Origin of the sequence: Tamlana flava, from assembly GCF_041287255.1 — a bacterium.
GTDB lineage: Bacteria > Bacteroidota > Bacteroidia > Flavobacteriales > Flavobacteriaceae > Tamlana > Tamlana flava.
This window is the reverse complement of sequence record NZ_JBGGTX010000002.1, coordinates 98,877-122,601: the sequence shown is the minus strand read 5'-3', so window position 1 is coordinate 122,601 and position 23,725 is coordinate 98,877. Positions and strand designations below refer to the sequence as shown.

24 protein-coding genes and 2 tRNA genes are annotated in these 23,725 nt (G+C 34.1%); 12 read left to right on the top strand and 14 right to left on the bottom strand.

The genetic code is table 11. The annotated features are described in order from the left end of the window. Positions 1 to 120: 120 nt before the first annotated feature. Both ACB104_RS05105 and ACB104_RS05100 read left to right on the top strand, forming a co-directional pair. Positions 121 to 999, top strand: a complete 879-nt coding sequence (locus tag ACB104_RS05105; RefSeq protein WP_370477206.1) for a GIY-YIG nuclease family protein — start codon at positions 121 to 123, stop codon at positions 997 to 999. 291 nt (positions 1,000 to 1,290) lie between these two features. Continuing rightward, positions 1,291 to 2,061 (top strand): hypothetical protein, encoded by a 771-nt coding sequence (locus ACB104_RS05100; RefSeq protein ID WP_370477205.1) that lies wholly within the window; start codon positions 1,291 to 1,293, stop codon positions 2,059 to 2,061. 68 nt (positions 2,062 to 2,129) lie between these two features. Here ACB104_RS05100 and ACB104_RS05095 read toward each other — a convergent pair whose 3' ends face one another. The 10 genes from ACB104_RS05095 to ACB104_RS05050 all read right to left on the bottom strand — a co-directional run bounded on the left by ACB104_RS05095 (position 2,130) and on the right by ACB104_RS05050 (position 12,758). Beyond that, positions 2,130 to 2,591, bottom strand: a complete 462-nt coding sequence (locus ACB104_RS05095) for a hypothetical protein (RefSeq protein WP_370477204.1) — start codon at positions 2,589 to 2,591, stop codon at positions 2,130 to 2,132. A gap of 12 nt (positions 2,592 to 2,603) precedes the next feature. Then, positions 2,604 to 5,438, bottom strand: coding sequence for a type I restriction endonuclease subunit R (locus ACB104_RS05090; RefSeq protein WP_370477203.1), 2,835 nt, complete (start codon positions 5,436 to 5,438; stop codon positions 2,604 to 2,606). A 2-nt stretch (positions 5,439 to 5,440) separates the two neighbouring features. After that, the gene (locus ACB104_RS05085; RefSeq protein ID WP_370477202.1) at positions 5,441 to 6,241 is read right to left on the bottom strand and encodes a DUF2971 domain-containing protein; all 801 of its coding nucleotides are present in this window, start codon (positions 6,239 to 6,241) and stop codon (positions 5,441 to 5,443) included. Beyond that, entirely contained in the window at positions 6,234 to 6,770 is a 537-nt protein-coding gene (locus ACB104_RS05080; protein WP_370477201.1) for a hypothetical protein, read from the bottom strand. The genes ACB104_RS05085 and ACB104_RS05080 overlap by 8 nt, the downstream gene beginning before the upstream one ends. An 11-nt stretch (positions 6,771 to 6,781) precedes the next feature. Next, positions 6,782 to 8,017: a restriction endonuclease subunit S gene (locus ACB104_RS05075; RefSeq protein ID WP_370477200.1), complete on the bottom strand. Its 1,236-nt coding sequence runs from the start codon at positions 8,015 to 8,017 to the stop codon at positions 6,782 to 6,784. A 1-nt stretch (position 8,018) separates the two neighbouring features. Beyond that, on the bottom strand, positions 8,019 to 9,581 hold the full coding sequence (locus ACB104_RS05070) for a type I restriction-modification system subunit M (protein ID WP_370477199.1): 1,563 nt from the start codon (positions 9,579 to 9,581) through the stop codon (positions 8,019 to 8,021). 17 nt (positions 9,582 to 9,598) lie between these two features. Continuing rightward, positions 9,599 to 10,405 (bottom strand): hypothetical protein, encoded by an 807-nt coding sequence (locus ACB104_RS05065; RefSeq protein WP_370477198.1) that lies wholly within the window; start codon positions 10,403 to 10,405, stop codon positions 9,599 to 9,601. Positions 10,406 to 10,411: 6 nt separating this feature from the next. After that, complete coding sequence (gene maoP / locus ACB104_RS05060) at positions 10,412 to 10,780, bottom strand: DUF413 domain-containing protein (RefSeq protein ID WP_370477197.1); 369 nt, start codon at positions 10,778 to 10,780, stop codon at positions 10,412 to 10,414. A 364-nt stretch (positions 10,781 to 11,144) separates the two neighbouring features. Then, the gene (locus ACB104_RS05055) at positions 11,145 to 12,221 is read right to left on the bottom strand and encodes an NERD domain-containing protein (RefSeq protein ID WP_370477196.1); all 1,077 of its coding nucleotides are present in this window, start codon (positions 12,219 to 12,221) and stop codon (positions 11,145 to 11,147) included. 455 nt (positions 12,222 to 12,676) lie between these two features. Further along, a tRNA-Leu gene (locus ACB104_RS05050) sits at positions 12,677 to 12,758 on the bottom strand. A gap of 146 nt (positions 12,759 to 12,904) precedes the next feature. Here ACB104_RS05050 and ACB104_RS05045 point away from each other — a divergent pair. Further along, complete coding sequence (locus ACB104_RS05045; RefSeq protein ID WP_370477195.1) at positions 12,905 to 13,846, top strand: ribose-phosphate pyrophosphokinase; 942 nt, start codon at positions 12,905 to 12,907, stop codon at positions 13,844 to 13,846. Between the two features lie 51 nt (positions 13,847 to 13,897). Then, positions 13,898 to 14,557 carry a 50S ribosomal protein L25/general stress protein Ctc gene (locus tag ACB104_RS05040; protein WP_370477194.1) on the top strand — a complete coding sequence of 220 codons (660 nt, stop codon included), beginning with the start codon at positions 13,898 to 13,900 and terminating at the stop codon, positions 14,555 to 14,557. A gap of 535 nt (positions 14,558 to 15,092) precedes the next feature. Here ACB104_RS05040 and ACB104_RS05035 read toward each other — a convergent pair. Beyond that, positions 15,093 to 15,725: a response regulator gene (locus ACB104_RS05035; RefSeq protein ID WP_370477193.1), complete on the bottom strand. Its 633-nt coding sequence runs from the start codon at positions 15,723 to 15,725 to the stop codon at positions 15,093 to 15,095. Positions 15,726 to 15,755: 30 nt separating this feature from the next. Then, a complete protein-coding gene (locus ACB104_RS05030; protein WP_370477192.1) occupies positions 15,756 to 16,199 on the bottom strand; it encodes a retropepsin-like aspartic protease in 444 nt (147 codons plus the stop codon). 132 nt (positions 16,200 to 16,331) lie between these two features. On the opposite strand from ACB104_RS05030, the gene ACB104_RS05025 reads away from it, so the two are divergent. The 8 genes from ACB104_RS05025 (at position 16,332) to ACB104_RS04990 (ending at position 21,484) form a co-directional block, all read left to right on the top strand. Then, positions 16,332 to 17,099, top strand: coding sequence for a TatD family hydrolase (locus ACB104_RS05025; RefSeq protein WP_370477191.1), 768 nt, complete (start codon positions 16,332 to 16,334; stop codon positions 17,097 to 17,099). A 2-nt stretch (positions 17,100 to 17,101) separates the two neighbouring features. Beyond that, positions 17,102 to 18,136 (top strand): asparaginase, encoded by a 1,035-nt coding sequence (locus tag ACB104_RS05020; RefSeq protein ID WP_370477190.1) that lies wholly within the window; start codon positions 17,102 to 17,104, stop codon positions 18,134 to 18,136. Between the two features lie 77 nt (positions 18,137 to 18,213). Beyond that, positions 18,214 to 18,301 (top strand) — tRNA-Ser (locus tag ACB104_RS05015). Between the two features lie 73 nt (positions 18,302 to 18,374). Beyond that, positions 18,375 to 19,148 carry a MotA/TolQ/ExbB proton channel family protein gene (locus tag ACB104_RS05010; RefSeq protein WP_370477189.1) on the top strand — a complete coding sequence of 258 codons (774 nt, stop codon included), beginning with the start codon at positions 18,375 to 18,377 and terminating at the stop codon, positions 19,146 to 19,148. A 21-nt stretch (positions 19,149 to 19,169) separates the two neighbouring features. Further along, a complete protein-coding gene (locus tag ACB104_RS05005; protein WP_370477188.1) occupies positions 19,170 to 19,601 on the top strand; it encodes a hypothetical protein in 432 nt (143 codons plus the stop codon). 3 nt (positions 19,602 to 19,604) lie between these two features. Beyond that, on the top strand, positions 19,605 to 20,189 hold the full coding sequence (locus ACB104_RS05000) for an ExbD/TolR family protein (RefSeq protein ID WP_370477187.1): 585 nt from the start codon (positions 19,605 to 19,607) through the stop codon (positions 20,187 to 20,189). A 22-nt stretch (positions 20,190 to 20,211) separates the two neighbouring features. Next, positions 20,212 to 20,688, top strand: a complete 477-nt coding sequence (locus ACB104_RS04995) for an ExbD/TolR family protein (RefSeq protein ID WP_370477186.1) — start codon at positions 20,212 to 20,214, stop codon at positions 20,686 to 20,688. A 106-nt stretch (positions 20,689 to 20,794) separates the two neighbouring features. Next, a complete protein-coding gene (locus ACB104_RS04990) occupies positions 20,795 to 21,484 on the top strand; it encodes a porin family protein (protein WP_370477185.1) in 690 nt (229 codons plus the stop codon). A 19-nt stretch (positions 21,485 to 21,503) separates the two neighbouring features. Here ACB104_RS04990 and ACB104_RS04985 read toward each other — a convergent pair whose 3' ends face one another. Together ACB104_RS04985 and rpoN are read right to left on the bottom strand one after the other, a co-directional pair. Further along, positions 21,504 to 22,109, bottom strand: coding sequence for a hypothetical protein (locus ACB104_RS04985; RefSeq protein ID WP_370477184.1), 606 nt, complete (start codon positions 22,107 to 22,109; stop codon positions 21,504 to 21,506). Then, complete coding sequence (rpoN, locus tag ACB104_RS04980; protein ID WP_370477183.1) at positions 22,109 to 23,569, bottom strand: RNA polymerase factor sigma-54; 1,461 nt, start codon at positions 23,567 to 23,569, stop codon at positions 22,109 to 22,111. The genes ACB104_RS04985 and rpoN overlap by 1 nt, the downstream gene beginning before the upstream one ends. Positions 23,570 to 23,725: the final 156 nt, after the last annotated feature.

The window sequence follows — 23,725 nt, the reverse complement described above, 5'->3', positions numbered from 1 at the left end:
GGTTAATCATAATAAAATGAATAAATTAAAGGTCTTTGTTAATCTGAAAAATAAATGTGTAGAAGCCGCTACTTTTTATAAACAAGACCGTTGGCATTAATTAAAAACAAAGAAAACTGAATGGGAAAGAAACTGACAGTATACATGATTGACGGAACCGCCTATGGACCACGACTAAGTGAAATAGGAAATTGGGTAGGAAAAGCAATTTATAGTCCTCGAGCAACTGTTAATAAAATAATGAACAGAAGTGAATTCGATAATCCTGGAATTTACTGTTTGAAAGGAGACCCGACAGATGATGCGTTCGATGAGAAAATATATATCGGAGAAGCTGAAAATATAAAAACTCGACTAAAACAACATTTAAGTGACCCAAATAAGGATTTTAAGGAACTTATTTTCTTCGTAAGTAAAGATGAATTATTAACAAAAACTCAAATTAGATATCTGGAATCAAGACTTGTTCAATTGGCTATTGAAGCTAAAACTGCTCAAATTGATAATGGAAATTCACCAAGTTTACCAACTCTACACGAGGCAGATATTTCAGATATGGAATATTTTCTTGAGCAAATTAAGTTAATTCTTCCTGTTATGGGCTTCAAATTCCTCATTTCATCAACAGTAAAACAATCGACTGAAAATGAAATAGAAAAATCTAATTTCACTCACGAAACCTATTTTATAAAAACCAGGACATTTAAAGCTTCAATGAAAGAAACTGACCAAGGCTATATAGTTTTGAAAGGAAGTGAAGCAAAAAAGAATTTATCGAATTCTTGCACGGAAACTTATAGAAATATGAGAAGAAAATTAGTTGAAACTGAAATTATGGTAGAAAATAAAGACAAGCTAATTTTCGCTGAAGATACAGTTTTTAATAGTCCAAGTGCAGCATCGAATATGATTTTAGGAAGAAATTCAAATGGATTTACTGAATGGGTGAATGAAAAAGGACTCACTTTTAAAGAGGTACAAGAAAAAATAAATAATTAAAAGTGTCTGAGGCCGTGGGGCGCTTCCCTTAAAATCCCTTTGCTGCGTTCTTTAAAGGGAAGAGAGCAGGTTCAACTCCTGCCAGACAATTAGAAATAGGAAATCAAGCCCTGCTGAAAAAGAATTCAAGAAAAGATTTGGACAAGCAAATCATTTTTTAATAACCGCATTGGTTGGAATTAATGGAATTCAAACAGACATTATAGTTTCGAATATTTTATCTACCTTTCATAAGTCATAACTAACCTTAATAATAAGCGAAAAACATTATACCAATAATTCTTTTTAAATATGAATAAGACCATTTATTATCTATTTATAATTTTTTTAGTTTCATGCAAGAATAATTCTGAATTAGCTAAAGAATATTACATCCTTGGAGAATTTGATTTAGCAAGGATTGAATTGCAAAACTTGAAAAATCCAGACAAAAATGATATAGCTCTTTATAAAAAAATTGACAGTTTAACTTTAGAGAAAGCGAAAAAAAAATATTTGGTTGAGTACGATGAGTATGTGGCAAATTACTTATTGCAAAAAATAACATCAGATAGTCCTGTTTATAATGATAAATTACAATTTTTAGAACAAAAAGACAGTATTTTAGAAGAAAAGCATTTAGAAGATGCTTTGCTTTTTTTTGAAAAAAATAAGTTTAATAAATCCTTAGAGTATTTAAATCGAATTGACACCTCAAGCCATTTAAATTTAAAACGTCAACAACTAGCTAAAAGAATTGATGAAGAAAAAATAAAAAATAGGGATAAGGAGTTATTGATTTCTAAAGCAGTTATATCAAGTATTTTTGGAAGACCACCTTCAATAATGACATCTAGTTATAATCCAGAGGGTTATTACAATGTAGTTTACTATTTTGATGGTTCAAATTATAAAAACAAGGTTAGATTTGATGGTTATGATGTTAACTGGGGAGCTGAACCTGGAAGATGGAGAAGTGATAAATTAGCCTATTCTGAAAAAAATGATATTATTTATGTTTATGAAATATTTAACGATGGTTCCAAAAGAGTGGATGAGTTTAAAATGAATGATTTAAAATAAAACTTTACCACAATTAACTATGTAGTTTAGCTTTAATAAAACTCTATTTTAGAATTTTAAACGCCATATTAATTCTTAACATCTTTCAGAATAACATTATTCATCCAAGAATTAAAATCTGCGTAATAAAAAGAATCATAGCTTGACCTATCCCAAGCTCTACGGAATGATTTATTAGAAAATTTACTTCTTATTCCTTGCTCCCAATTCATCCAAACCCTTTCCTCTAAATTCCCAGACAACCACAAATCATATTCTTCACTGCATAAATCTAGGTATGCCCTGAGATACCGCATTGTTTTAGAATAGTCTTTTTTATCAAGCTTTTTAATATTAAAATCATCGCTCATTATATCCTCTGGCAAGTTCAACATTATCTCTTGATACCTTTTTGTGTATTCAGAGAAAAACTGAAGTCTCAAATGCTTGTTTAATTCTTTTAACTGTCGCCTATTGTAATAGACACCTGCACCGATACCAATAAATGCAATAAAAAGACCAATAGTTTGTATCCAATCTGCTATACTCATATTTAGCTAATTTTATATCCCATCAATAAAAGTCTCAATAAAGTCCTTTATCTTGGATAAGATTCGTTTTGATGATTTTCCTCTTTCCTTTAAACTTGGTCTTTCGTTCATGGTTGCAATAACCTCATCCCTAAGTGGCTCTTTTTCCGTGAACAGATAATTGCTCACCACATCAACAAGCTTTTTAAAATCCAGGTTTTCTTCTTTGGAAAGGTTTTTAATGGCTTTCTTTTTCTCAATAGTCCAGAAGGCATCAAAGGCATCATTTACCTGCTCAGAATCCCTAATTAATGGCAAGTTCTCCTCAATAAACTTTTCAATGAGCTCCTTCTTGCTTCTTAATTGAACTTCTGTGTCCAACATTTCAGAAATCTTTTTCTTTTGATGCTCCCGTTCTTCTGGTTTATGGGTTTCTGATAGTTTAGCCAGTAAGGTAAGAATATAAGCCACATTGATTTCATCCCTACGTATTAACTCCAATTCAAAATCAATGTCATTAAGTATCGATACTTTCTCTTTTTGGGTCTCTGATTTAATGGTATCGTAAAGGTCTAGGTATTTGCTTTTATAGTTTTCAAAGGTCTGTTCATCCATGCCCAAATCATCATGACTAAACTCGGTAAAAGTGCTCAACACGTTTTTCACACGCATCAATTCCCTAAATGCCTTAACAAATTCCAATTCTTCGGTTTCAGAGACCAAATCGTTAACACTATTAAATGTTGGTGCAATTTTCAAAACCCTATCCACAGCTTCATTAAAGCTCTTGATATAATCTTCGTAAGGCTGAATGATGATTTCCTCAATGGCATCCTTATTTGAAAAAAGCGTTATGGCTTCATCTGTGGCTTCTTTAAGGTTTCTAAAGGCAACCACATTGCCCTGAGATTTTAGCTCATCCAATATCCTGTTGGTGCGTGAATAGGCTTGTATTAAACCATGATATTTCAGGTTTTTATCAACATAAATGGTATTTAGCAATTTGCTGTCAAAACCAGTTAAAAACATATTGACTACCAAAAGCACATCCACCTGTTTATGCTTTACCCGTTTGCCAATGTCTTTATAATACCCATAAAACTCATTGGTAGAGTAATTGGTTTGGAACATCTTGTTGTAATCCGTAATAAACTCATCCAGTTTTTCCCTGGTGTGCTTCGTATCGTATTGCGATTGTGGTTCTGCTGCAAAATCCTCAAAGTCCTCATCAGGAATAAACCCGTTGGCATCCTCATCCAATTGGTTGGCTTGGTAGGAATAAATGGTGGCGATACTTAAATCATGTATGCCTGATTCTTTTTTAGCCTTAAAGAGGTCGTAATACTTTATAAGGGTCTTGACGTTCTGAACACAAAAAATAGCTGTAAACTTCTTGCTGTGCGTTTTTCGGTTGTGGTTGTTAATAATGTAATCCACATTATTCTCCAAACGCTCAGGGGCTTCCAATACCTCAGCCGTGTTAATATCCTCCACTTTAATATCAACCACGTCATCCTTCAGTTTTACGGTGTTCATGTATTCAATAGAAAACTTCAAAACATTTCTATCCTTTATGGCATCGGTTATAACGTATTTATGCAAACATTCTTCAAAGAGGTCTTTGGTGGTACGTTTACCCAAGGCATTTTTAACTGAATTATCCGCAAAAATGGGCGTACCTGTAAAGCCAAACATTTGTGAATTGTGGAAAAAGGATTTTATTCGGTTATGGGTATCGCCAAACTGACTTCTATGGCATTCATCAAATATAAAGACCATTTTTTCCTTTTGAAGCGCCTCCATTTTACCCATGTGTTTAGGCTTTAAAATGGCGGTATTCAATTTCTGGATGGTGGTAACAATCAGCTTTGTATCGTCTGCCAATTGCTTGACCAATGCATTGGTGTTATTGGTGGCATCAATACTGCCTTCACTAAAGCTATTGAACTCCTTTATGGTTTGGTAATCCAAATCCTTTCTATCCACCACAAAAACCACTTTATGCACCCCTTCTAAATTGGTGAGTATTTGGGCGGTTTTAAAGGATGTTAAGGTCTTACCTGAGCCTGTGGTATGCCATATATAACCAAACTTATTGCTGTTCTTAACACGCTCCACAATAGCCTCGGTGGCATAGTATTGATAAGGGCGCAATACCATAAGCGTATTGGCGGTGTTGAGGACAATGTATTTGGTAATGATTTTTGAAAGATGGCATGGCTCTAAAAACACATTGGCAAACTCACTTAATTGGGTAATGATTTTGTTGTTTTCATCTGCCCAAAAGAAGGTTTGTTTAAACGAACGGGCTTTAACCGGATTATTAACGTAGTATTTGGTGTTTACCCCATTACTGATTACAAACAATTGAATAAACTGAAATAACCCCTTCCCTGCGGTGAATGAATGCCTTTCATAGCGGTTTATTTGGTTAAAGGCTTCCTTCATTTCCAAACCACGCTTTTTAAGCTCTATTTGCACCAAGGGCAAACCATTAATGAGTATGGTAACATCATAACGGTTCTTATAGGAGCCTTCCATGGTGATTTGGTGCGTTACCTGATATTGGTTTTTGCACCAATGCAACTGATTGATTAACTCTACATAACCCGTTTGCCCATCATCTTTGTTGTAGGTTATTTTATCCCGTAACGTTTTTGCCTTTTCGTAGATGTTCCCTTTGGATAAATCGTTTAGGATTTGCTTAAACTCGTTATCCGAATAGGTGGCTTTGTTATGCTTCTCCAGTTGCGATTTTAAGTTAAGGATGAGGTCTGCCTCATCTTTGATGACGACTTTACCATAACCTAATTCTTGTAATTGGCTTACTAAGTTTTCTTCTAATATGTATTCTGGTTGAGTAGTCAATTTTATATGTAATCTTTTCTATGAAAAACACCTATTTCACCAATAAATTCTTTAACAGCCAATTCAATTTCAGATTTATGTGTATCCGAAATATTATCTCCTAAAATAACACAACTGAATGCTTCTCTTGGTAGTGTTGTTCTTCTTTCAATTGAAGAAGCGGGACTAGGAAAAAACTTTTTAGTCCTATACTCTTCTTCAAAACTCCATTTTTTGAGCTTTTTATAAATTCTATTATTCATTGCTTCTTCAAACTGCATAATTGGCTCTGGAAATATATCTGGCAATTCATCAACATAGTCAACATAACCTCCTCCACCCAAATATCTAAACATTGTTCTAGCATTGTAACCTAAACAAAAACCTTCACCGTTACTTGCATATTTGTTCCACATTTTATCATTATTCCAGTTTTCGGTCAAACTTAATATTCCTTCATGGTCATAATATTCTTCTATTGAGTCCTCCATAAATTTTTTAACATATTTCTTGTCATTCACTAAAGAAGTTTTAGCCCAGTCTCTCGCAAATTTGCGATGTTCTTGACGGGAATGACCTTTATTTTGTTTTTTGGAACTCCATAAAAAATATTCATAAATCTGTTTTTTTGTCAATAAATCAAATCTTGTTGGGCTATGACAATCCAATTCATCTTCAAAAGCCCTAGGAGAGGCCATATATACCTCTCTTTCAGTAATAAATCTTTTATGATATTCATTTGACCAATCCCTATACTTGTAAACTATTTCAGGAAGCGGAATATCATCTAAACTACCATAATTAACTTTTAGTCTTTTATCCATTTAAAATTAAATCCCTTAATTCTTTGGTAATTCTTGTTCTTTCTTCCGACCCTTTAAATTTGCTAAAATCTCTATACAGGCCGTCTATTCCATATTTCATATAATTAGAAACTGTATTCCCACTTAATTTAAATTGCTTGTCCAAAAAGTATTGGTGTTCAGAAACTTTTTTAGCTATATATTCCAGTTGATTCAATTCAATATCCTTTAAATCAATAATCCATTGAATATCCCCCATATTAATTTTAAAGTAATGGTTTAATAAAGCCAAAACATTTTTCTTGGTGTATGGATAAATATTGTCCTCTTTTTTTGGAAGCCTAAAGGCATGAATTGCTCCTATTTTGTCAAATAACTCATCTTCAGTTTCCATATAAATAAAACTATCATTACCATCCTTTTCATTCAGAAAATGCCAACCAATTCCTGATGGAACCATCAAATAAAATCCTTTTTTGTAATATACATTTCCATTGGGGGCTTTCAATTCAATAAAGCCTATATCCAATAATTTCTGAATACTTAACATCATAACTATTTTTAAACAAACATCTGTTGCAACAAGCCCTTTTTAAACTGCTGTGTGTTTTCTATTTGGGTGTTTAACAAGGCTATTTTTGTATCGATGGCACTTAAAAAGTTGGCAATTTTGGTTTGTTCTTCTATACATGGAAAGGAAATAAAAATCTCTTCTAAGTATTTAAAATAAAGATTAGAGACATTACCTCCTTCTACAACTTTTGCAAACTCTTTTTTTAATGTTGAATTTATGCAGTAGACAGTGAACAAGCTTTCTTCCTTAGTATTATAGACGGATATCATTTCACCAATGGCAACATTTGATAAATTTAATACGCTACAATGAGCAAAATCCAAAGGGTCTTCCCCGACACGTGGAATAAGTATTTCACCTCCTTTACTGAATTTTAGTTCGGAACGTTTAATATTTGTATATGACTTAATTTCATTGATTTGCCCATTATAAGTACTATATAATTCACCATATCTAACACATGGTGTTTCAGCATCATCAGAAATTGACCATTTTGGAGCACTTTTGCCATAATAAAAACGACCAAAATCCTTCATTTTTCCTTTTCTCCACTCAGGATAATCACTCCCATCATCATCTTTAAACCTTAACTTTTGGGAAAACAATTGTTGCATCACGCCTTTTTTGTATTGCTCTAAAAGGCTTTTCTTTTTATTTAATTGCTCTATTTTTTTATCAACCGATGAAAGAAACGAGGCTATTTTTTTTTGTTCTTTTAGAGCTTTAGAAAGAACAACCTTTACTCTTCTAAGACCACTTAATGGGATTTCTTTTAATGCTGAGCCATTTACTTTTTCATTAATGCTTTTTATTGATTTTTCGGATTGTAAAACCCAGTTCATGAAAGAAGGTGTAATAATTGATTCTCTTGCGCTTATGCGTGCTACACCTCTGGTCAAATTAGCCCCAACAAGCTCTTTTCCAACCAACTTAACCATGCCTATATCACCCCTGAGAGCTAACATAATTTCGTTTTCTTCTAAAATTGTTTTCTTATAAGAATTACTTACTTCTTCAGAGGTTTTAATCATGCTATAAATATCAAGTTTGGAATTTGTCAAATCCACTACCCTTACACATGGTATTCCTTTTTCGATATTTTCACCAGTTTGTACAATGCCATAAGAAATAGTTTTGTCACATAAATCTTGTAAACTAGCCTTAATCCATTCATCTTTAAACTCAGCAAACCTCAACTCTGGCACTTGTTTTTGTTCCATCATACTAAAACGGTGTTTTAATATTAAGTTGTTGGCAAAAGTCGACAATGGTGGCATCGGTTTCTACCATATTGCTTTCCAAAGCTTGTAAATCATTCGCCACTGTTTCTAAATCAATAGGTTCTTCTTCTTCAAAGGTATCTACATAGCGTGGTATGTTGAGGTTATAATCATTATCCTTAACCTCGTCCAAAGTGGCTACATAACTGTATTTATCAATGGTTTTGCGGTCTCGGTAGGTTTCAACAATGGTATCGATATGTTCATCGGTCAGTTTGTTCTTATTGCCATCCTTTTCAAATCCGTTGGAGGCATCAATAAACAAAATGTTATCGTCGTTTACTCGGCATTTGCTCAATACCATAATACAGGTGGGTATGCCCGTACCATAAAAAATATTGGCAGGCAAGCCTATAATGGCATCCAGATAGTTGAGGTCTTTTATCACATATTTCCTAATGGTTTCTTCGGCAGAACCTCTAAACAATACCCCATGGGGCAATACGCAAGCCATCGTGCCATTATCTGCCAATTGGTAAAGCATGTGCTGTACAAACGCAAAATCGGCTTTACTAGTAGGTGCTAAACGCCCGTATTGGCTAAAACGCTCATCATTTTCATTAAGTGGGTTGTCCTTTCCTTTCCATTTGGCCGAAAATGGCGGATTGGCAACCACTGCCTCAAAACGCATATCCAAGTGCTGTGGATGTTCTAAGGTGTCTTCTTGCTTTATATCAAAATGGCGGTAATGCACATCGTGCAGAATCATGTTCATTCGGGCTAGATTGTAGGTGGTTCGGTTCAATTCCTGCCCAAAAAAATCATCTACCTCTACCTCACGTGCTACACGCAATAACAACGAGCCACTACCACAGGTAGGGTCGTATACATTCTTTAATCGTTTCTTTCCCGTGGTAACTATTTTAGCCAGTATTTTAGAGACTTGTTGCGGTGTATAAAACTCTCCTGCCTTTTTGCCTGCACCACTGGCAAATTGCCCTATAAGGTACTCATAGGCATCGCCCAAAACATCGGCATCGGCATCCTCTAAAGCAAAGTCAATTTTATCCAAATGCGAAAGTACTTTGGCAATCAATGTATTTCTAGCTTCGGTACTTCTGCCCAATTTGGTACTGTTGAGGTCTAAATCTTCAAAAAGCTTGTTAAAGTCATCTTCGCTTTCCGTTCCCATGGTACTTTGCTCAATACTGTTCAGGATGCTATCCAAATCGGCTAAAATAAAATTGCTTTCATTTTCGGTATTGGCATTGCCTTTTTTGGCAACGGAGCTGAACAATTCGTTAGGTTTTAGGAAGTAACCCAACTTTAAAAGAGATTCTTCCCTTATGGCATCTAAATCATCGGTATCCGTAACTTTAAGGTAGTCCTTAATGGTTTCGGTTTCCAACAACTGATTGGCGTATAAATATTGTTTTTCTGAAAGGTATTTGTAGAAGATAAAGCCTAAAATATAATCCCGAAATTCATCGGCATCCATTTTGCCACGTAGTTCGTTGGCAATGTTCCATAATTGGGCTTCCAGTAGTTTTTTTTGTTCTTCGCTCATGGGTTGGTTTTAAGCTTCTAATCTAATAATTCTTTTAATGATTCTGGGTAAACAATCCATTTGTTACCATTGGGGTTTTGCCTAAACATTAAGCCCTTTTCAAAGCCTAAATAGGTTATTTGTTCTTTATCGGCAATATATTGATATTTCGTCATTACCGAAATAACCTCACTATAAGTTTTATCTTTTAATTTGCCCAAAGCCGTTGCCGATAGGTATTCGGTTTTGTTTTCTTTTGGAGCTGAACTTTTGGGTTTCTTAATTTCAGACGTTTTTGTAAGTGCATCAATTTCTTCTCTATAAGCTTCTGGGTCTATGATGGTTTTTAAGGCTTCAATAACGGTTGGGTCTGCACATACCCCTAAATCATCTTGGAGTCTTTCTGTAACAGGATTAATTCCAGCTATTAGCATTTGAACAATATCAATAGCCTCGTTAATATCCATTTTGGCATACGTGCTTTTTATTTGGCTCAGGTTATTTTCAAAGTTTTTTTCATGCCCATTGCTTTTTATGCCATTGGCTTTAGGCATTTTATCTTTAGCATCATGAAAGTACCACTCGCCAAAATTTGGGTTATTCAAGGATGGAATATAATGGCACTGTGGCACTAAAGAACCAAGCATATTTGCCTTATACAGTTTTTTTAAAAAGCTTCTAAATTCCTTTCCGTTATCAACATCGTTTTTAAAATAACCATGTCTTTTTAAATATGGAAAAACATCGGTTGACCTGAGGTTGGTGTTTCCAGTAATTTCAAGGAAATGCTGAATGGTTTTAGATAGTTTTAAAGCAAGTTGAATGTCTTTATTGGTTAACTTCATTATGGTTTACTTACGATTTCTTCTACTTGGATGAAGCTTATAATAATCTTCTCTTGTGTGAAATCCTTCTTCTTTATATTGATAGCTTAACTTAAATAGCTCTGGATTTTCATCCTCCAATCTTTTACGACCCAAATATTTAACCCATGCCTTTTCAAATAGATTACTTGGTGTAAGCCCTTCTTGCACAACCTCAACAAACCTTTTTTGGGCTTCAGTTAAGGGCTTTAAATCTCCATTTACCAAGCCATTAAACCAATGACCATACTTTTGAAGCACATCAATCTCTTCTTTACTGAAAATTTGAAAGGAGCAATCAACCGAAAACGCTCCCTTGGCTTTAATGTAGTCTAAATGAACTGATTTGGAACTCATTACATTTTTGCCGTTAGTGCCAAAACAGAATAGCAATAAAAGCACACAGTAAATATAAGTTAATCACAAATAAAAAAGAAACTATTTCTTACAGAAATATAACGCCCTAACCTTATTTCCCGTTTTTTAGATATTTATAAATCGTACCTTTCACACTTACCGCTCCTTATAGAAAAGCACGATTAAGTACTAGTGGCTATTATTAAGTGTTGCCTGGGTTTTTTAAATCTCCTAAAGTCAATATCTCAGTGTTTGTCTAATTGTAAAACAAAACTACCCTCACCCCGAAACGGCAAGTGCTGTTTCAATGGTATAATAACACGCACTAGTTTTTTTAGAATTTTAGAATAAAGGGGGTGCTATTTTATTCTTTAATTGATCTTAAATAACGGGATATTTTATTCACTTCTGATTTAGTAAATATTGGATCAAAAAAGTTAAAATAGTCTGTTAACTCGTAAAGTGACTTCACGGCAACATATTTAAATCTCTCTTTTGGTTTTTCATTTATCATGGCAATTACATTTCTAATTGGTATTTGTTTTGGTCCCCAATGGTGAGCATTCAAATTAAGTCTATTATACTCGAACTCACTATTAAGGGTTACAAATAGTGCGTAATTGGTTCTTTTAATTTGTTCGATTGGAGATCTGAAATCAAATCGTTCTATAGAATTCCTACTCCAATTTTTAGTTTCAATAATAAAGATACCTGCTTTACTTATTAATAAATGATCTATTTGGATACTAAATATTCTATCATTCTCTTTTCTATTATAGATTGGAGGATTAAAATTCATTGAAAAGTCATTGAATAAAAAATAATCATCTGGAAGGTTCTTTAATTCTTTCACAACTAAGTTTTCACCTATAGCACCAGCTATTAAGGGATTGAGTTTCTCTAAGACTTTTTTAGTATTTAAAATTTCTGTTATTTGTGGCTTGCTACGTTTGGAAACAACAACATCTCTGTTGTTAGTTAACTCGTCAATTAACTTAATTGTTTTATTGATTTTTTTCTTGAAGTAATTAGTTCGATTCTCAACAATTTTATCAAGTTTTTTTACTAAGGTATTTCTTCTAAATCCTATTTTTTTAACCTTTATCCAGTTGATAAATTTTGCAAACATGAAATTTGAGTTCGCCAATTTAAGACCTTCAATTTTTTCATTGAGTAATAATATTTCAGAATCAAGATTGTCAGATAAATAATTTTTTGAAGTTTCTAATTCTTTCTGAAGTGATATCAATTCCTTTTTTAAGTTTTTAATTTCATGGTTTAAGTCTATTTCGTTCTGTCTTATAATCGTCTGAATTTTAGACTCACAATTATTTAAAAAATTCTTTATATCACCTATTGAATTAATTTTGGTAATACCATTTCGATTTAATTCATGTCTGATTTTTTTAAGAGATTCTATTTGTCCAATTATCTGCGCCAAAATAATTTTAATGTCAATTAAGAAATAAACAATATGGTGCTTATTTACATTCTGTTTAGTGAACTAAAATTAAAAAAATCTTATAAATGGATGTGATTATAAATTAAATCAAACTTTGAATCATTTTTAACAATTACATTGATTGACAATATATGGAAGCATATATATGGTGGGATATGGAATCTGTAATTAAAACGGTCCATTTTTAGGGATTTTTTCTCGTTTTAAGTATTATAACACTTAATAATCAAAGTACATTCAATGTAAAAACTTGAGATTCAACTATATATTATTAATTTTATTAGACATTTACCTATGTAAAAACATGGGTAATAATTTTAAAAATGTTGGGGGTAATATACTATTTATTTGATGCTCGTTGTCGAAAGGTTGTCAAGTATGCAAAAAACAAAACCGTAAAACGTTGTTTTTTAACGAATTACGGTTTTATCAAGTACTCAAGGTGGGAATCGAACCCACACTCCCGAAAGAACTGGATTTTGAATCCAGCGCGTCTACCAATTCCGCCACTTGAGCTTATTTCGGACAGCAAAAATATATATTTTTTCGATATTACACATAAAAATACTAGTTAATATACTTTTTAGGTTAAAATAAATACATAAATTTGCACCTCGTTTAAAATAGGGCGTCGTTTTACGCTATAAAACAACAGATTAACTATGCCAATTGTAATAACTGAAGCTAAAATTTTTGCTTGTACTCAAAGTAAAGTGCTTGGTGAAAAAATTGCTAAGGCATTTGGTGCCGAATTGGGGAATGTTATTACCTCAACATATAGTGATGGTGAGTTTCAGCCATCCTATGAGGAGTCCATTCGCGGCACTCGTATTTTCATTATTGGCTCCACCAACCCTGGGCCAGAAAACTTAATGGAAATGTTGTTGATGATTGATGCGGCAAAGCGTGCATCGGCAAGGCATATAACGGCAGTTTTACCTTATTTTGGATGGGCAAGACAAGACAGAAAAGATAAGCCTAGAGTACCTATTGCGGCCAAATTGGTGGCTAAAATGTTGGAGGCGGCAGGAGCTACCCGTATTATTACAATGGATTTGCACGCTGACCAAATACAAGGGTTCTTTGAAAAGCCAGTGGATCATTTGTTTGCATCTACTATTTTTCTGCCTTATTTAAGGAGTTTGAATTTGGATAATTTAACAATTGCATCACCAGATATGGGAGGTTCAAAAAGGGCATATGCCTACTCCAAAGCTTTGGAAAGTGATGTGGTTATTTGTTATAAGCAACGTGAGAAGGCCAATATAATTTCGCACATGGAGCTTATTGGTAATGTTGAAGGAAAAAATGTGGTTCTGGTAGACGATATGGTAGACACTGCCGGAACACTCACAAAAGCTGCAGATTTAATGATGGATCGCGGAGCCTTAAGTGTAAGAGCCATTTGTACGCATCCTATTTTATCTGGTAATGCATATGACAATTTGAATAATTCAAAATTGCAAGAATTAATCGTTACAGATTCAATACCGGTAAAACCTCTTAGCGATAAAATTAAAGTTTTAAGTTGTGCAGATTTATTTGCTGAGGTTATGGAAAAAGTACATAACAACCAGTCCATAGCCTCAAAATTTGTCATGTAAACTTGACTCAACAATTAAAAAGAGTAAATTAAATTAATATAAATAACAATTATGAAATCAATTACAATCAACGGATCTCAAAGAGAAAGCGTGGGCAAAAAAGCAACAAAAGCCTTACGTAATGCTGGTCAGGTTCCTTGCGTACTATACGGAGGAGATAAGCCAGTACATTTCTCTGCACCAGAATTGGCTTTCTCTAAACTTGTATACACACCAAATGCACATACAGTTGTGATTGAGCTTGACAACGGAACAAGGTTTGACGCAGTTCTGCAAGACATTCAGTTTCATGCCGTAACAGACAACATTTTACACGTAGACTTTTATCAATTATTTGAAAACAAAGAAATTGCTTTAGATATTCCTGTTAATTTGGTAGGAAACTCTCGAGGTGTTAAAAACGGTGGTGTTTTAAGAAGAAACAACAGAAAACTACGTATTAAGGCATTACCAGTTAACTTACCAGATTTCATTGAAATCGATATTACTCCTTTAAAAATTGGTGATAAGGTTGCTGTTGGTGATTTACCGAGTGAAAATTACACATTTTTACATTCAGACAATACTGTGGTATGTCAAATTAAAACAGCTAGAACAGCTATCCTTGATGCAGATGATGAAGAAGAGGAAGTTGAAGAAGGAGCAGAAGGGGCAGAGGCAACTGAAGGAGCAGAAACTCCAGCAGCAGAGGCACCAGCAGCACAAGAATAGATACGTTAATTTAGGCTTAAGCTTAAGTTACAGTTCATTAAAAAATCTCTTGGAGTTAATACTTCAAGAGATTTTTCTTTTCATAGATGCTCTAAATCTATGCTTGATTGGGACTAAAACTAACTAAATAAAATAAGCGAAAACATTTATGGATATAATTGCAATAACTAAAATAACTAAACCTATAAAACAATATTTATTGAGAAAATTGTTTCTTCTTTCCATTTGGGGATTCATTTTTGTGGCTTTAAACTTTAAAATACTCTGCGCCTTTACAGCGCAGAGTCTTTAAAAAATCCTCTCTCAAAAGAATTAATTAATAGCTCAGTAAAGGTACGCTGAGGCAACAACAAAAAAAATAAGCACTTCTACGTATTTTTTTTGATGGGAACTTACCATATTAAAAAGCGAAAGCTCTAAATCATTACAATTTAGAGCTTCCAATAATTCTCCCTAAGAACTAATTAATAGCCTTGTAAATGTAATCAATAAAATCGATAGAAAAAATACGCACAAGTACTTATTTTGAGCACATTTATAAATATGCTTTATTTAAGTTGGCCCAAATGGAAAGCGATGTGGGCTTGTTGTCCAGATTTAGTTTGTGAACTATATTACTTCGGTGTTTATCTACGGTCCTTATAGAAATAGAAAGCTCGTTCGCTATTTCTTGACTCGTTTTGTTTACTGAAATTAGCTTCACGATTTTTAGTTCAGATTTTGTAAGCGAGTTTAAAACCTCTGGCTTTTTTTGTTGATTGCTTGAGTCAAGGTAATCGGCAATTTCTTCACTAAAGTAGGGTGTTCCATTAAGAACATGTTTTATGCAGGTTTCAATTTCTTCTATGGCAAATTCCTTTAAAATATAACCGTATACGTTGTTCGCTTTGGCTTGGTCATACAGTTCTTCTTCCTTGTCAAAAGTTATCAGGATAATCTTTGTTGGCAAACCATTTTTTTTGCATGCCTCGGCAATTTCCAATCCAGTTTTATGTGGCATTCTAATGTCAAGAATAGCTATTTCCGGTTTTAGTTTTACAATAAGACTGTATGCTGTGTTGCCATCCTGGGCACTGCCCAAAATGTTAAACCCTTTTGAAGTTAAAAAGTCGGCAAGACCCCGCAGCATAAGTGGGTGGTCGTCTGCTATTACAATAGAGGTATTCATTAAAACTTAGAGAGAGTTTTTGCCAATGGCTTATAATTTTAAATATAAGTATTTCTTTTCATAATCTATTATGGCTTTCCCTTTTTTCAAAATGTCTGCCCCAATAATGCCATCAACAGGTTTGGACTTATGTTCAGTAAGCGCCATATTAACATGTGTTAAATTGAACAAGACCAAAACAACTTTATTGTTCTTCCATTTGCCGATTTTAACCTTGTTTTTTTGCGAGGTTTTAGTTTCCATGTTAACGGCACCTGCCCCAGCAGCTTTTATTAGAGAGTCTTCGGCATTAAGTTGAAAAGTTTCAATGCCTTCAAAACCAACACACGAATTTGATGCGCCAGTATCTAATATAAACAAGCCTTTCTTGCCATTGATGCTAGCCTTAATTTCAAAATGATTTGTTTTAGTGAGGTGCAGCTTTATTTTAGTGTATCCTTTTTCAATTAGAAACTTTTGAAGTGTTTCTGCCATGTGTCATTATTTTAAAGAATAAAAATAGGGCTATTGAAAGAATTACTACCCTAAAAAAGATATAAAATAAAACTTTTGTGATTTTGATTGTAGTTGCGCATCAAAAATTACAGACTTCACTATTTTTACAGCATGATAGTTACAGATACGCACACCCATTTATACAGCGAGGCGTTTAATGAAGACAGAAAGCAAATGATTGAACGGGCTTTGGAAGCAGGAGTGTCTCGGTTTTTCATTCCGGCCATAGATTCAACTTATACCGATTCGATGCTTCAGCTTGAAAAGGATTTTCCGAAAAATGTCTTTTTAATGATGGGCTTGCACCCAACCCATGTAAAAGAGAATTATGAAGAAGAATTAATGCATGTGGAAGAAATGCTTGCAATGCGAAAATTCTATGCTGTTGGCGAAATAGGCATAGACCTGTATTGGGATAAATCTACTTTAGATATCCAGAAAAAAGCATTTAAGCACCAAATACAATTGGCGAAAAAATACGGATTGCCCATTGTAATCCATTGCCGTGAAGCTTTTGATGAAATTTTTGAGGTATTGGAAACAGAAAAAGATGAAGATTTATATGGTATTTTTCACTGTTTCACAGGAACATTGGAGCAAGCCCATCAGGCAATATCATATAATCTTAAATTAGGTATTGGCGGGGTGGCCACTTTCAAGAATGGGAAAATAGACCAGTTTTTAAACCAAATAGACCTGAAACATATCGTTCTGGAAACAGACTCTCCTTACTTGGCTCCAGTTCCCTTTAGGGGAAAAAGAAACGAAAGCGCTTATATAATAAAAGTATTGGAAAAACTAGCATCAATATATAATGTATCTTTAGAAGAGTTAGCAGCAATAACTACTGAAAATTCAAAAGAAGTTTTTAAAATATAGATATGCCCAATACGAAACCTAACATTCTTCTCATATACACTGGTGGAACCATTGGTATGGTAAAAGATTTTAAAACGGGAGCCTTAAAAGCATTCAATTTTAAAAACCTTTTAAATAATATTCCTGAACTGAATTTATTGGACTGTAATATTGAAACGGTTTCATTTGAGCACCCTATAGACTCAAGCAATATGAATCCCAAATATTGGGTGCAGACTGTCGAAATTATAGAATCGCACTACAAGGAATTTGATGGATTTGTGGTGCTTCATGGAAGCGACACTATGAGTTATTCGGCTTCGGCTTTGAGTTTTATGTTGGAAAATTTGGCAAAACCAGTCATCTTCACAGGCTCGCAATTGCCTATAGGAGATTTGCGCACCGATGCTAAAGAAAACTTGATTACATCCATTCAACTTGCCTCGTTACAGGAAAAAGGCAAACCCATAATTAAGGAAGTGTGTTTGTATTTTGAGTATAAACTGTACCGCGGGAACAGAACAACCAAATTAAATGCTGAACATTTTCAGGCATTTGCATCTTTCAACTATCCCGATTTAGCTGAATCAGGGGTGCATCTAAAAATTAACAAAGAGTATTTGTTTGAACCCAATTTAAAAAGGAAACTAAAAGTCCATAAAAATTTAGACACTAATATCGCTCTTATTAAATTGTTTCCAGGGATTTCCAATTCGGTTATAGAAAGTATATTCAATACAAATAGTTTAAAGGCCGTTATTCTTGAAACTTACGGTGCGGGAAATTGTACTACCGAAAAATGGTTTCTAGATGTTTTAAAGAAGAACATTTCAAGAGGCATTCATATTATAAACGTAACGCAATGCTCTGGCGGAAGTGTTATGATGGGGCATTACGAGACAAGCAGTGCACTAAAGTGTATTGGTGTAATTTCAGGGAAAGATATGACCTCCGAAGCAGCATTGACAAAACTTATGTTTTTATTAGGCTTAAATGCTAAAAAGGTTAAAACATTCAAAACCACATATGAAGCACCTCTAAGGGGTGAAATGTCATAAAATTAACTGTTAAAATTTGAGCAATCGAAGATTTTTTCGTTATTTGAGCCTCCAAAATTTAAGTGACTAAAAATTATAGAGAGGTGGCCGAGTGGTCGAAGGCGCACGCCTGGAAAGTGTGTATACTCCAAAAGGGTATCGAGGGTTCGAATCCCTTCCTCTCTGCTGTTATTTTTATTTTTAATTGCTTTTTTTTTATATCTTTAACACTTTAACTAATAAAATTAAGATCTAGAACATGAAAAGATTATTTTCTATCCTTGCCATCACTGGAATGATGGTATTCGGAACTGCTAATGCAACAACAATTGCAAACACAAGTACGGCTGTTACAACAACGGTATCGACGACACAAGATGAAGAAGCAGCACCTGCTGAAGAGTTGAGTTTCCATCAAGAATTAAAGAAGCGTTTTATTGAAGGAGGTCCAGGATTTATGGGCATTGTATTGTTATGTTTAATTCTGGGATTAGCAATTGCCATAGAAAGAATAATCTTTTTAAACCTTTCTACTACCAATACTAAAAAATTAACTCAAGAAGTAGAAGATGCATTATCTTCCGGAGGAGTTGAAGCTGCAAAAGAAGTTTGTAGAAATACAAAAGGGCCTATCGCGTCAATTTTCTACCAAGGATTGGATAGGACGGATGAAGGCTTAGATGCTGCTGAAAAAGCTGTTGTTGCTTATGGTGGTGTTCAAATGGGACAATTAGAAAAGAATGTATCTTGGATTTCATTATTTATCGCTCTTGCACCGATGCTTGGTTTCATGGGTACGGTAATTGGTATGATTCAGGCATTCGATAAAATTGAAGCAGCTGGAGACATGCAACCATCACTTGTAGCGGGTGGTATTAAAGTAGCACTTTTAACCACCGTATTTGGTCTTGTGGTTGCTATTATACTTCAAATTTTCTACAATTATATTATTGCTAAAATCGATAGTATTGTTAACAACATGGAAGACGCTTCTATTACGTTAATGGACCTATTGATAAGAAACAAAAAGTAATAATTTTAAAAAGAGAAAATTATGGGTTTACATAAAATTTTAAAAATAGTAGCCTTTGCTCTTGCAATTATTGGTGCGATTTTTGCGTTAATGATTATGGCAGGAGATGAGGAAAGTGCCCAAAGCATGAGTGGAAACATCTTATATGTTGCGTATGCTGTTTTAGCTATTGTGCTTGCGCTTGTTTTAATATTTGTTTTAAAAGGTCTATTTGCAGGAAATATTAAAAAGACATTAATCACTGTTGGAGCGTTTTTAGCGGTCATATTAATTTCTTACGGAATATCCTCAGGAACAGACTTAAACTTAAAACCTTTTATAGATAAAGGTGCAGATATCACTGAATCAACGTCAAAAACTGTTGGTGCGGGACTTATTGCATTTTACATCTTGGCGTTTTTGGCAATTGCTTCTATGTTATACGGTGGAGCAAAAAAAATATTTAATAAATAAATTATGGCAAAAAGAGCAGCACCAGAAGTTAATGCAGGCTCAATGGCCGACATTGCTTTCTTATTATTAATATTCTTTTTGGTTACAACCACTATTGAAACCGATTCTGGTTTAAATAGAAAGTTGCCGCCTATAGAGGAAACTGAACCGCCTATCATCAAGCAAAAAAATATTTTTACAGTTCTTTTGAATGGTAAAGATCAATTGCTTGTTGAAGACGAATTAATGGAGCTTAAGGATTTGAGAGAGGCGGCTAGAGAGTTTTTAGATAATGGAGGTGACGGGTCATGTGACTACTGTAAGGGAAAAAAGGATTCAGATTCTTCTGATAATCCTGACAAGGCCATCATTTCTTTAAAAAATGAACGTGAAACTAGTTATAAAACTTATATCGCGGTTCAAAACGAACTTGTAGCTGCATATAACGAATTAAGGAATAGAAGAGCCGAAGAACTTTACGGGAAAACGTTTACTGAAATGGAAGCAGATTACAATGATGTAAACTGGCCTGGCAACAAAACAAAGCTTAAGGATCAAATTGAACAAATAAAACTTGATTATCCTCAAAAGCTTTCAGAAGTACAATAATTAAAATTTAACATTAACTATTATGTCTAAATTTAAAAAGAAAAAAGGAGGCGAAATACCAGCGGTTAATACAGCGGCTTTACCAGATATTGTATTTATGTTATTATTCTTTTTTATGGTGGCCACGGTTATGAGGCAAAACACCTTGAAAATACAGAATAACTTACCATATGCCGATCAGGTTGAAAAGTTGGATAAAAAGGATTTGGTAATGTACATTTACGCAGGAAAGCCAAGTGCAAATTACAGACAATATGGTACTGAGGCAAGAATACAGCTTAATGATGATTTTGCCAATGTAAGTGATATTGCCGCCTTTATAGCTGAAGAGAGAGCCTCCAAGCGTGAAGAATTAGTCCCATTTTTAACTACCGCTCTAAAAGTTGATAGCGATGCTAATATGGGGTTAATTGGAGATATTAAACAAGAATTGCGTAAAGTAAATGCGCTTAAAATTAATTATACTACCAAAAAGGGTAGTGTATTAGATAACAAATAATTTTACACTCTTAATTTTATATTAAAGGCGCTTTGAATAAATCAAAGCGCCTTTTAGTTTTTAGTAAATATACTTACTTTTAAAGGCATAAAATATCCTTTTTTTAATGAAGCCATTTCTAATTGCCATATCTATCCTAGCCATCAGTAGTTGTTTTGCACAGGACGAACCAATTCAAGAATTAGATTCTCTCTATAAAGAAGACCAATTTTATGCAGGTGTAACTTATAATTTACTTGATAAACGGCCAATCGGGGTTAAGCAAAGTGGTTTTTCATTAGGGTTTCATTTAGGATTTATAAAGGATATGCCAATTAATGAAAGACGTAATCTGGCTATTGGCATTGGCCTAGGTTATTCTGCAAATTCCCATAACCAGAACTTGTTGGTCAGTAAATCGGTTAGCGGAGATTTTAACTATAGTGTTGTAGAGGGAAACAATACATATAGAAAGAACAACTTCTCTACGCACTTAATTGAACTTCCAATAGAGTTTAGATGGCGAACTTCAACACCCCAAGATTATAACTTTTGGCGTATTTACGCAGGGTTTAAATTGGGATACGCATTCATCAATACCGTCAAGCACAAAGGCGATTTGGGGGACTTTAGATATAGCGACAGAGGCGATTTTAATGACCTTCAATATGGGCCAACATTCAGTGTGGGTTACAATACATGGAACCTGCATATATATTACGTATTAAATCCAATTTTTAATGGGAATGCCCAGCTTGACAATAAACAAATAGATATGAAAGCTATTAAAATTGGATTAATGTTTTATATCCTTTAAACTAAGTCAGGCTTCTATTTTAAAGCCAATAATTTACCAAAATCAATTGGGGGATAGCTCCAATAAAAATGCCAATAATTAGTTCTTTCCCGTTATGGGCTTTTAAATGCAAACGAGAAGTTGCAATGGCTCCAATCATAATAGCCATCATGGCTAAGGCTCCATTGATGTTTATGCTAAAATGGATGCTAAGGGCCACAAAAAACATAAATACTCCACAAACCGCCATCATGTGTAAGCTAATTTTAAAATTCATGATTGCCATAAGTAAACATGTCATATTGGAGATGAGTAAGCCAATTAAAAAGAAATAGATTTCTATAGCTTGTGATGGTGTAATAATACGCTGCAATGCTATTATAATTATGACGCAATAAAGCATTAAAGGATATAAGCGTTCTCTTGGAGTTTCAAGGTGAACGGAATTGACCTTACCTAAAGTCTTTAAAAGAAAATAGGTTAGAATGGGAAGCAGAACCGTTAATATAAATATTGAAATGAGCTTGCCTTGAACAATGTCATCAGGAATAAACCTCGGTGAAATTTCAAAATAAAACCATATTGCAAAAAGGGGCATTACAAGAGGATGAAAAATATACGAGATGCTTTTTAGTAGCTTATCCATCATATTTTTTTTCGTAATCGCGCTACTGGAATGTCAAGTTGCTCTCTGTATTTTGCAACGGTTCGCCTTGCAATAGGATAGCCTTTATCCTTTAAAATTGAAGCTAAATTTTCGTCTGTTAGCGGTTTCCTTTTATTTTCTTCTTCAATAACTGTTTCGAGGATTTTCTTTATTTCTTTAGTGGAAACGTCTTCACCTTGATCATTTTTCATGGATTCTGAAAAGAATTCCTTGATTAGTTTTGTACCATAAGGCGTGTCCACATATTTGCTATTCGCAACTCTTGATACCGTAGAAACATCCATGTTTATCTCATCGGCAATATCCTTAAGAATCATTGGTTTTAAGTTACGCTCATCTCCAGTTAAAAAATACTCCTTTTGATAATGCATTATGGCACTCATGGTGACAAACAAAGTTTGTTGGCGTTGTTTAATGGCTTCAATAAACCATTTGGCTGCATCCAACTTTTGCTTGATGAATATTACGGCATCTTTTTGTGATTTCGATTTGTCTTTTGACTCTTTGTAGCCTTTAAGCATGTTGTTGTATTCTCTGGAAACATGAAGCTCTGGGGCATTTCTCCCATTGAGCGTTAATTCAAGTTCACCATCTACAATTTTTATGGCAAAATCTGGCACAACGTGTTCTACAATTCTGTTATTGCCAGCATAAGAACCACCCGGTTTTGGGTTTAAATGTTCAATTTCAGAAATGGCGTCTTTCAACTGAATTTCGGAAACATCGAACTTTTGAAGCAGTTTTTTATAGTGCTTTTTAGTGAACTGATCGAAGGCATTGTCAATGATTTCAATTGCCAAATCAGTGTCTGGACTTTTTTCTTTTCGGTGCAGTTGGATGCTCAAACACTCTTGTAAGTTTCTTGCGCCAACTCCCGCAGGATCTAATTGATGGACAATTTTTAATACTTTTTCAATTTTTTCCTCAGAGGTATAAACATTTTGGGTAAAAGCCAAATCATCCATTATATCACTTAAATCACGTCGTATGTACCCACTTTCATCAACGCTGCCGACTAAAAATTCGGCAATATCGCGTTCCTCCTCTGTTAGTCTGTACGTATTTAATTGGTTTAATAAATGCTGGGTGAATGAAGTTCCCGCTGCATAGGGCATGGTCTTTTCTTCATCATCACTGCTGTAGTTGTTGGCTTGTGTTCTATAGTCCGGAATTTCGTCATCGCTCAAGTACTCGTCAACATTTATTTCGTCAGTGCCTATGGCTTCATTATCGTCAAAGTCATCTGTAGTATTATCAAAGTCTGAATCCAAATCGTTTTGTGCTTCTTCTTTACCGCCTTCCAAAGCTGGATTTTCTTCTAATTCCTGTTTTAAACGTTGCTCAAAAGCTTGCGTTGGCAATTGTATCAATTTCATCAATTGAATTTGCTGTGGCGACAGTTTTTGCGATAATTTGAACTGTAAATGTTGTTTAAGCATGTTTTGATTTAAGGTTGTTACTCGATAATCGAGATTTAACATTCCGAAGCTAGCTTCTTAATTTTAAGTTCTTTTTAGTTTTAATCTCTCTAGAGCCAATTCTAAGGTCGTTAATCAAAGATAAAAAAAGGGATTTGTATTCCAAAGTCATGCCAT

What these genes read in the sequence shown, in the direction of transcription:
- ACB104_RS04995 (WP_370477186.1), top strand. Translation starts at nt 20,212, where the DNA reads ATGTCTAAATTTAAAAAGAAAAAAGGAGGCGAAATACCAGCGGTTAAT.
- ACB104_RS05075 (WP_370477200.1), bottom strand. Translation starts at nt 8,017, where the DNA reads ATGATGGAACAAAAACAAGTGCCAGAGTTGAGGTTTGCTGAGTTTAAA.
- maoP (WP_370477197.1), bottom strand. Translation starts at nt 10,780, where the DNA reads ATGAGTTCCAAATCAGTTCATTTAGACTACATTAAAGCCAAGGGAGCG.
- ACB104_RS05105 (WP_370477206.1), top strand. Translation starts at nt 121, where the DNA reads ATGGGAAAGAAACTGACAGTATACATGATTGACGGAACCGCCTATGGA.
- ACB104_RS05095 (WP_370477204.1), bottom strand. Translation starts at nt 2,591, where the DNA reads ATGAGTATAGCAGATTGGATACAAACTATTGGTCTTTTTATTGCATTT.
- ACB104_RS05010 (WP_370477189.1), top strand. Translation starts at nt 18,375, where the DNA reads ATGAAAAGATTATTTTCTATCCTTGCCATCACTGGAATGATGGTATTC.
- ACB104_RS05080 (WP_370477201.1), bottom strand. Translation starts at nt 6,770, where the DNA reads ATGTTAAGTATTCAGAAATTATTGGATATAGGCTTTATTGAATTGAAA.
- ACB104_RS04990 (WP_370477185.1), top strand. Translation starts at nt 20,795, where the DNA reads ATGAAGCCATTTCTAATTGCCATATCTATCCTAGCCATCAGTAGTTGT.
- ACB104_RS05085 (WP_370477202.1), bottom strand. Translation starts at nt 6,241, where the DNA reads ATGGATAAAAGACTAAAAGTTAATTATGGTAGTTTAGATGATATTCCG.
- ACB104_RS05035 (WP_370477193.1), bottom strand. Translation starts at nt 15,725, where the DNA reads ATGAATACCTCTATTGTAATAGCAGACGACCACCCACTTATGCTGCGG.
- ACB104_RS05025 (WP_370477191.1), top strand. Translation starts at nt 16,332, where the DNA reads ATGATAGTTACAGATACGCACACCCATTTATACAGCGAGGCGTTTAAT.
- ACB104_RS05065 (WP_370477198.1), bottom strand. Translation starts at nt 10,405, where the DNA reads ATGAAGTTAACCAATAAAGACATTCAACTTGCTTTAAAACTATCTAAA.
- ACB104_RS05070 (WP_370477199.1), bottom strand. Translation starts at nt 9,581, where the DNA reads ATGAGCGAAGAACAAAAAAAACTACTGGAAGCCCAATTATGGAACATT.
- ACB104_RS05020 (WP_370477190.1), top strand. Translation starts at nt 17,102, where the DNA reads ATGCCCAATACGAAACCTAACATTCTTCTCATATACACTGGTGGAACC.
- rpoN (WP_370477183.1), bottom strand. Translation starts at nt 23,569, where the DNA reads ATGCTTAAACAACATTTACAGTTCAAATTATCGCAAAAACTGTCGCCA.
- ACB104_RS05000 (WP_370477187.1), top strand. Translation starts at nt 19,605, where the DNA reads ATGGCAAAAAGAGCAGCACCAGAAGTTAATGCAGGCTCAATGGCCGAC.
- ACB104_RS05040 (WP_370477194.1), top strand. Translation starts at nt 13,898, where the DNA reads ATGAAATCAATTACAATCAACGGATCTCAAAGAGAAAGCGTGGGCAAA.
- ACB104_RS05100 (WP_370477205.1), top strand. Translation starts at nt 1,291, where the DNA reads ATGAATAAGACCATTTATTATCTATTTATAATTTTTTTAGTTTCATGC.
- ACB104_RS05005 (WP_370477188.1), top strand. Translation starts at nt 19,170, where the DNA reads ATGGGTTTACATAAAATTTTAAAAATAGTAGCCTTTGCTCTTGCAATT.
- ACB104_RS04985 (WP_370477184.1), bottom strand. Translation starts at nt 22,109, where the DNA reads ATGGATAAGCTACTAAAAAGCATCTCGTATATTTTTCATCCTCTTGTA.
- ACB104_RS05045 (WP_370477195.1), top strand. Translation starts at nt 12,905, where the DNA reads ATGCCAATTGTAATAACTGAAGCTAAAATTTTTGCTTGTACTCAAAGT.
- ACB104_RS05030 (WP_370477192.1), bottom strand. Translation starts at nt 16,199, where the DNA reads ATGGCAGAAACACTTCAAAAGTTTCTAATTGAAAAAGGATACACTAAA.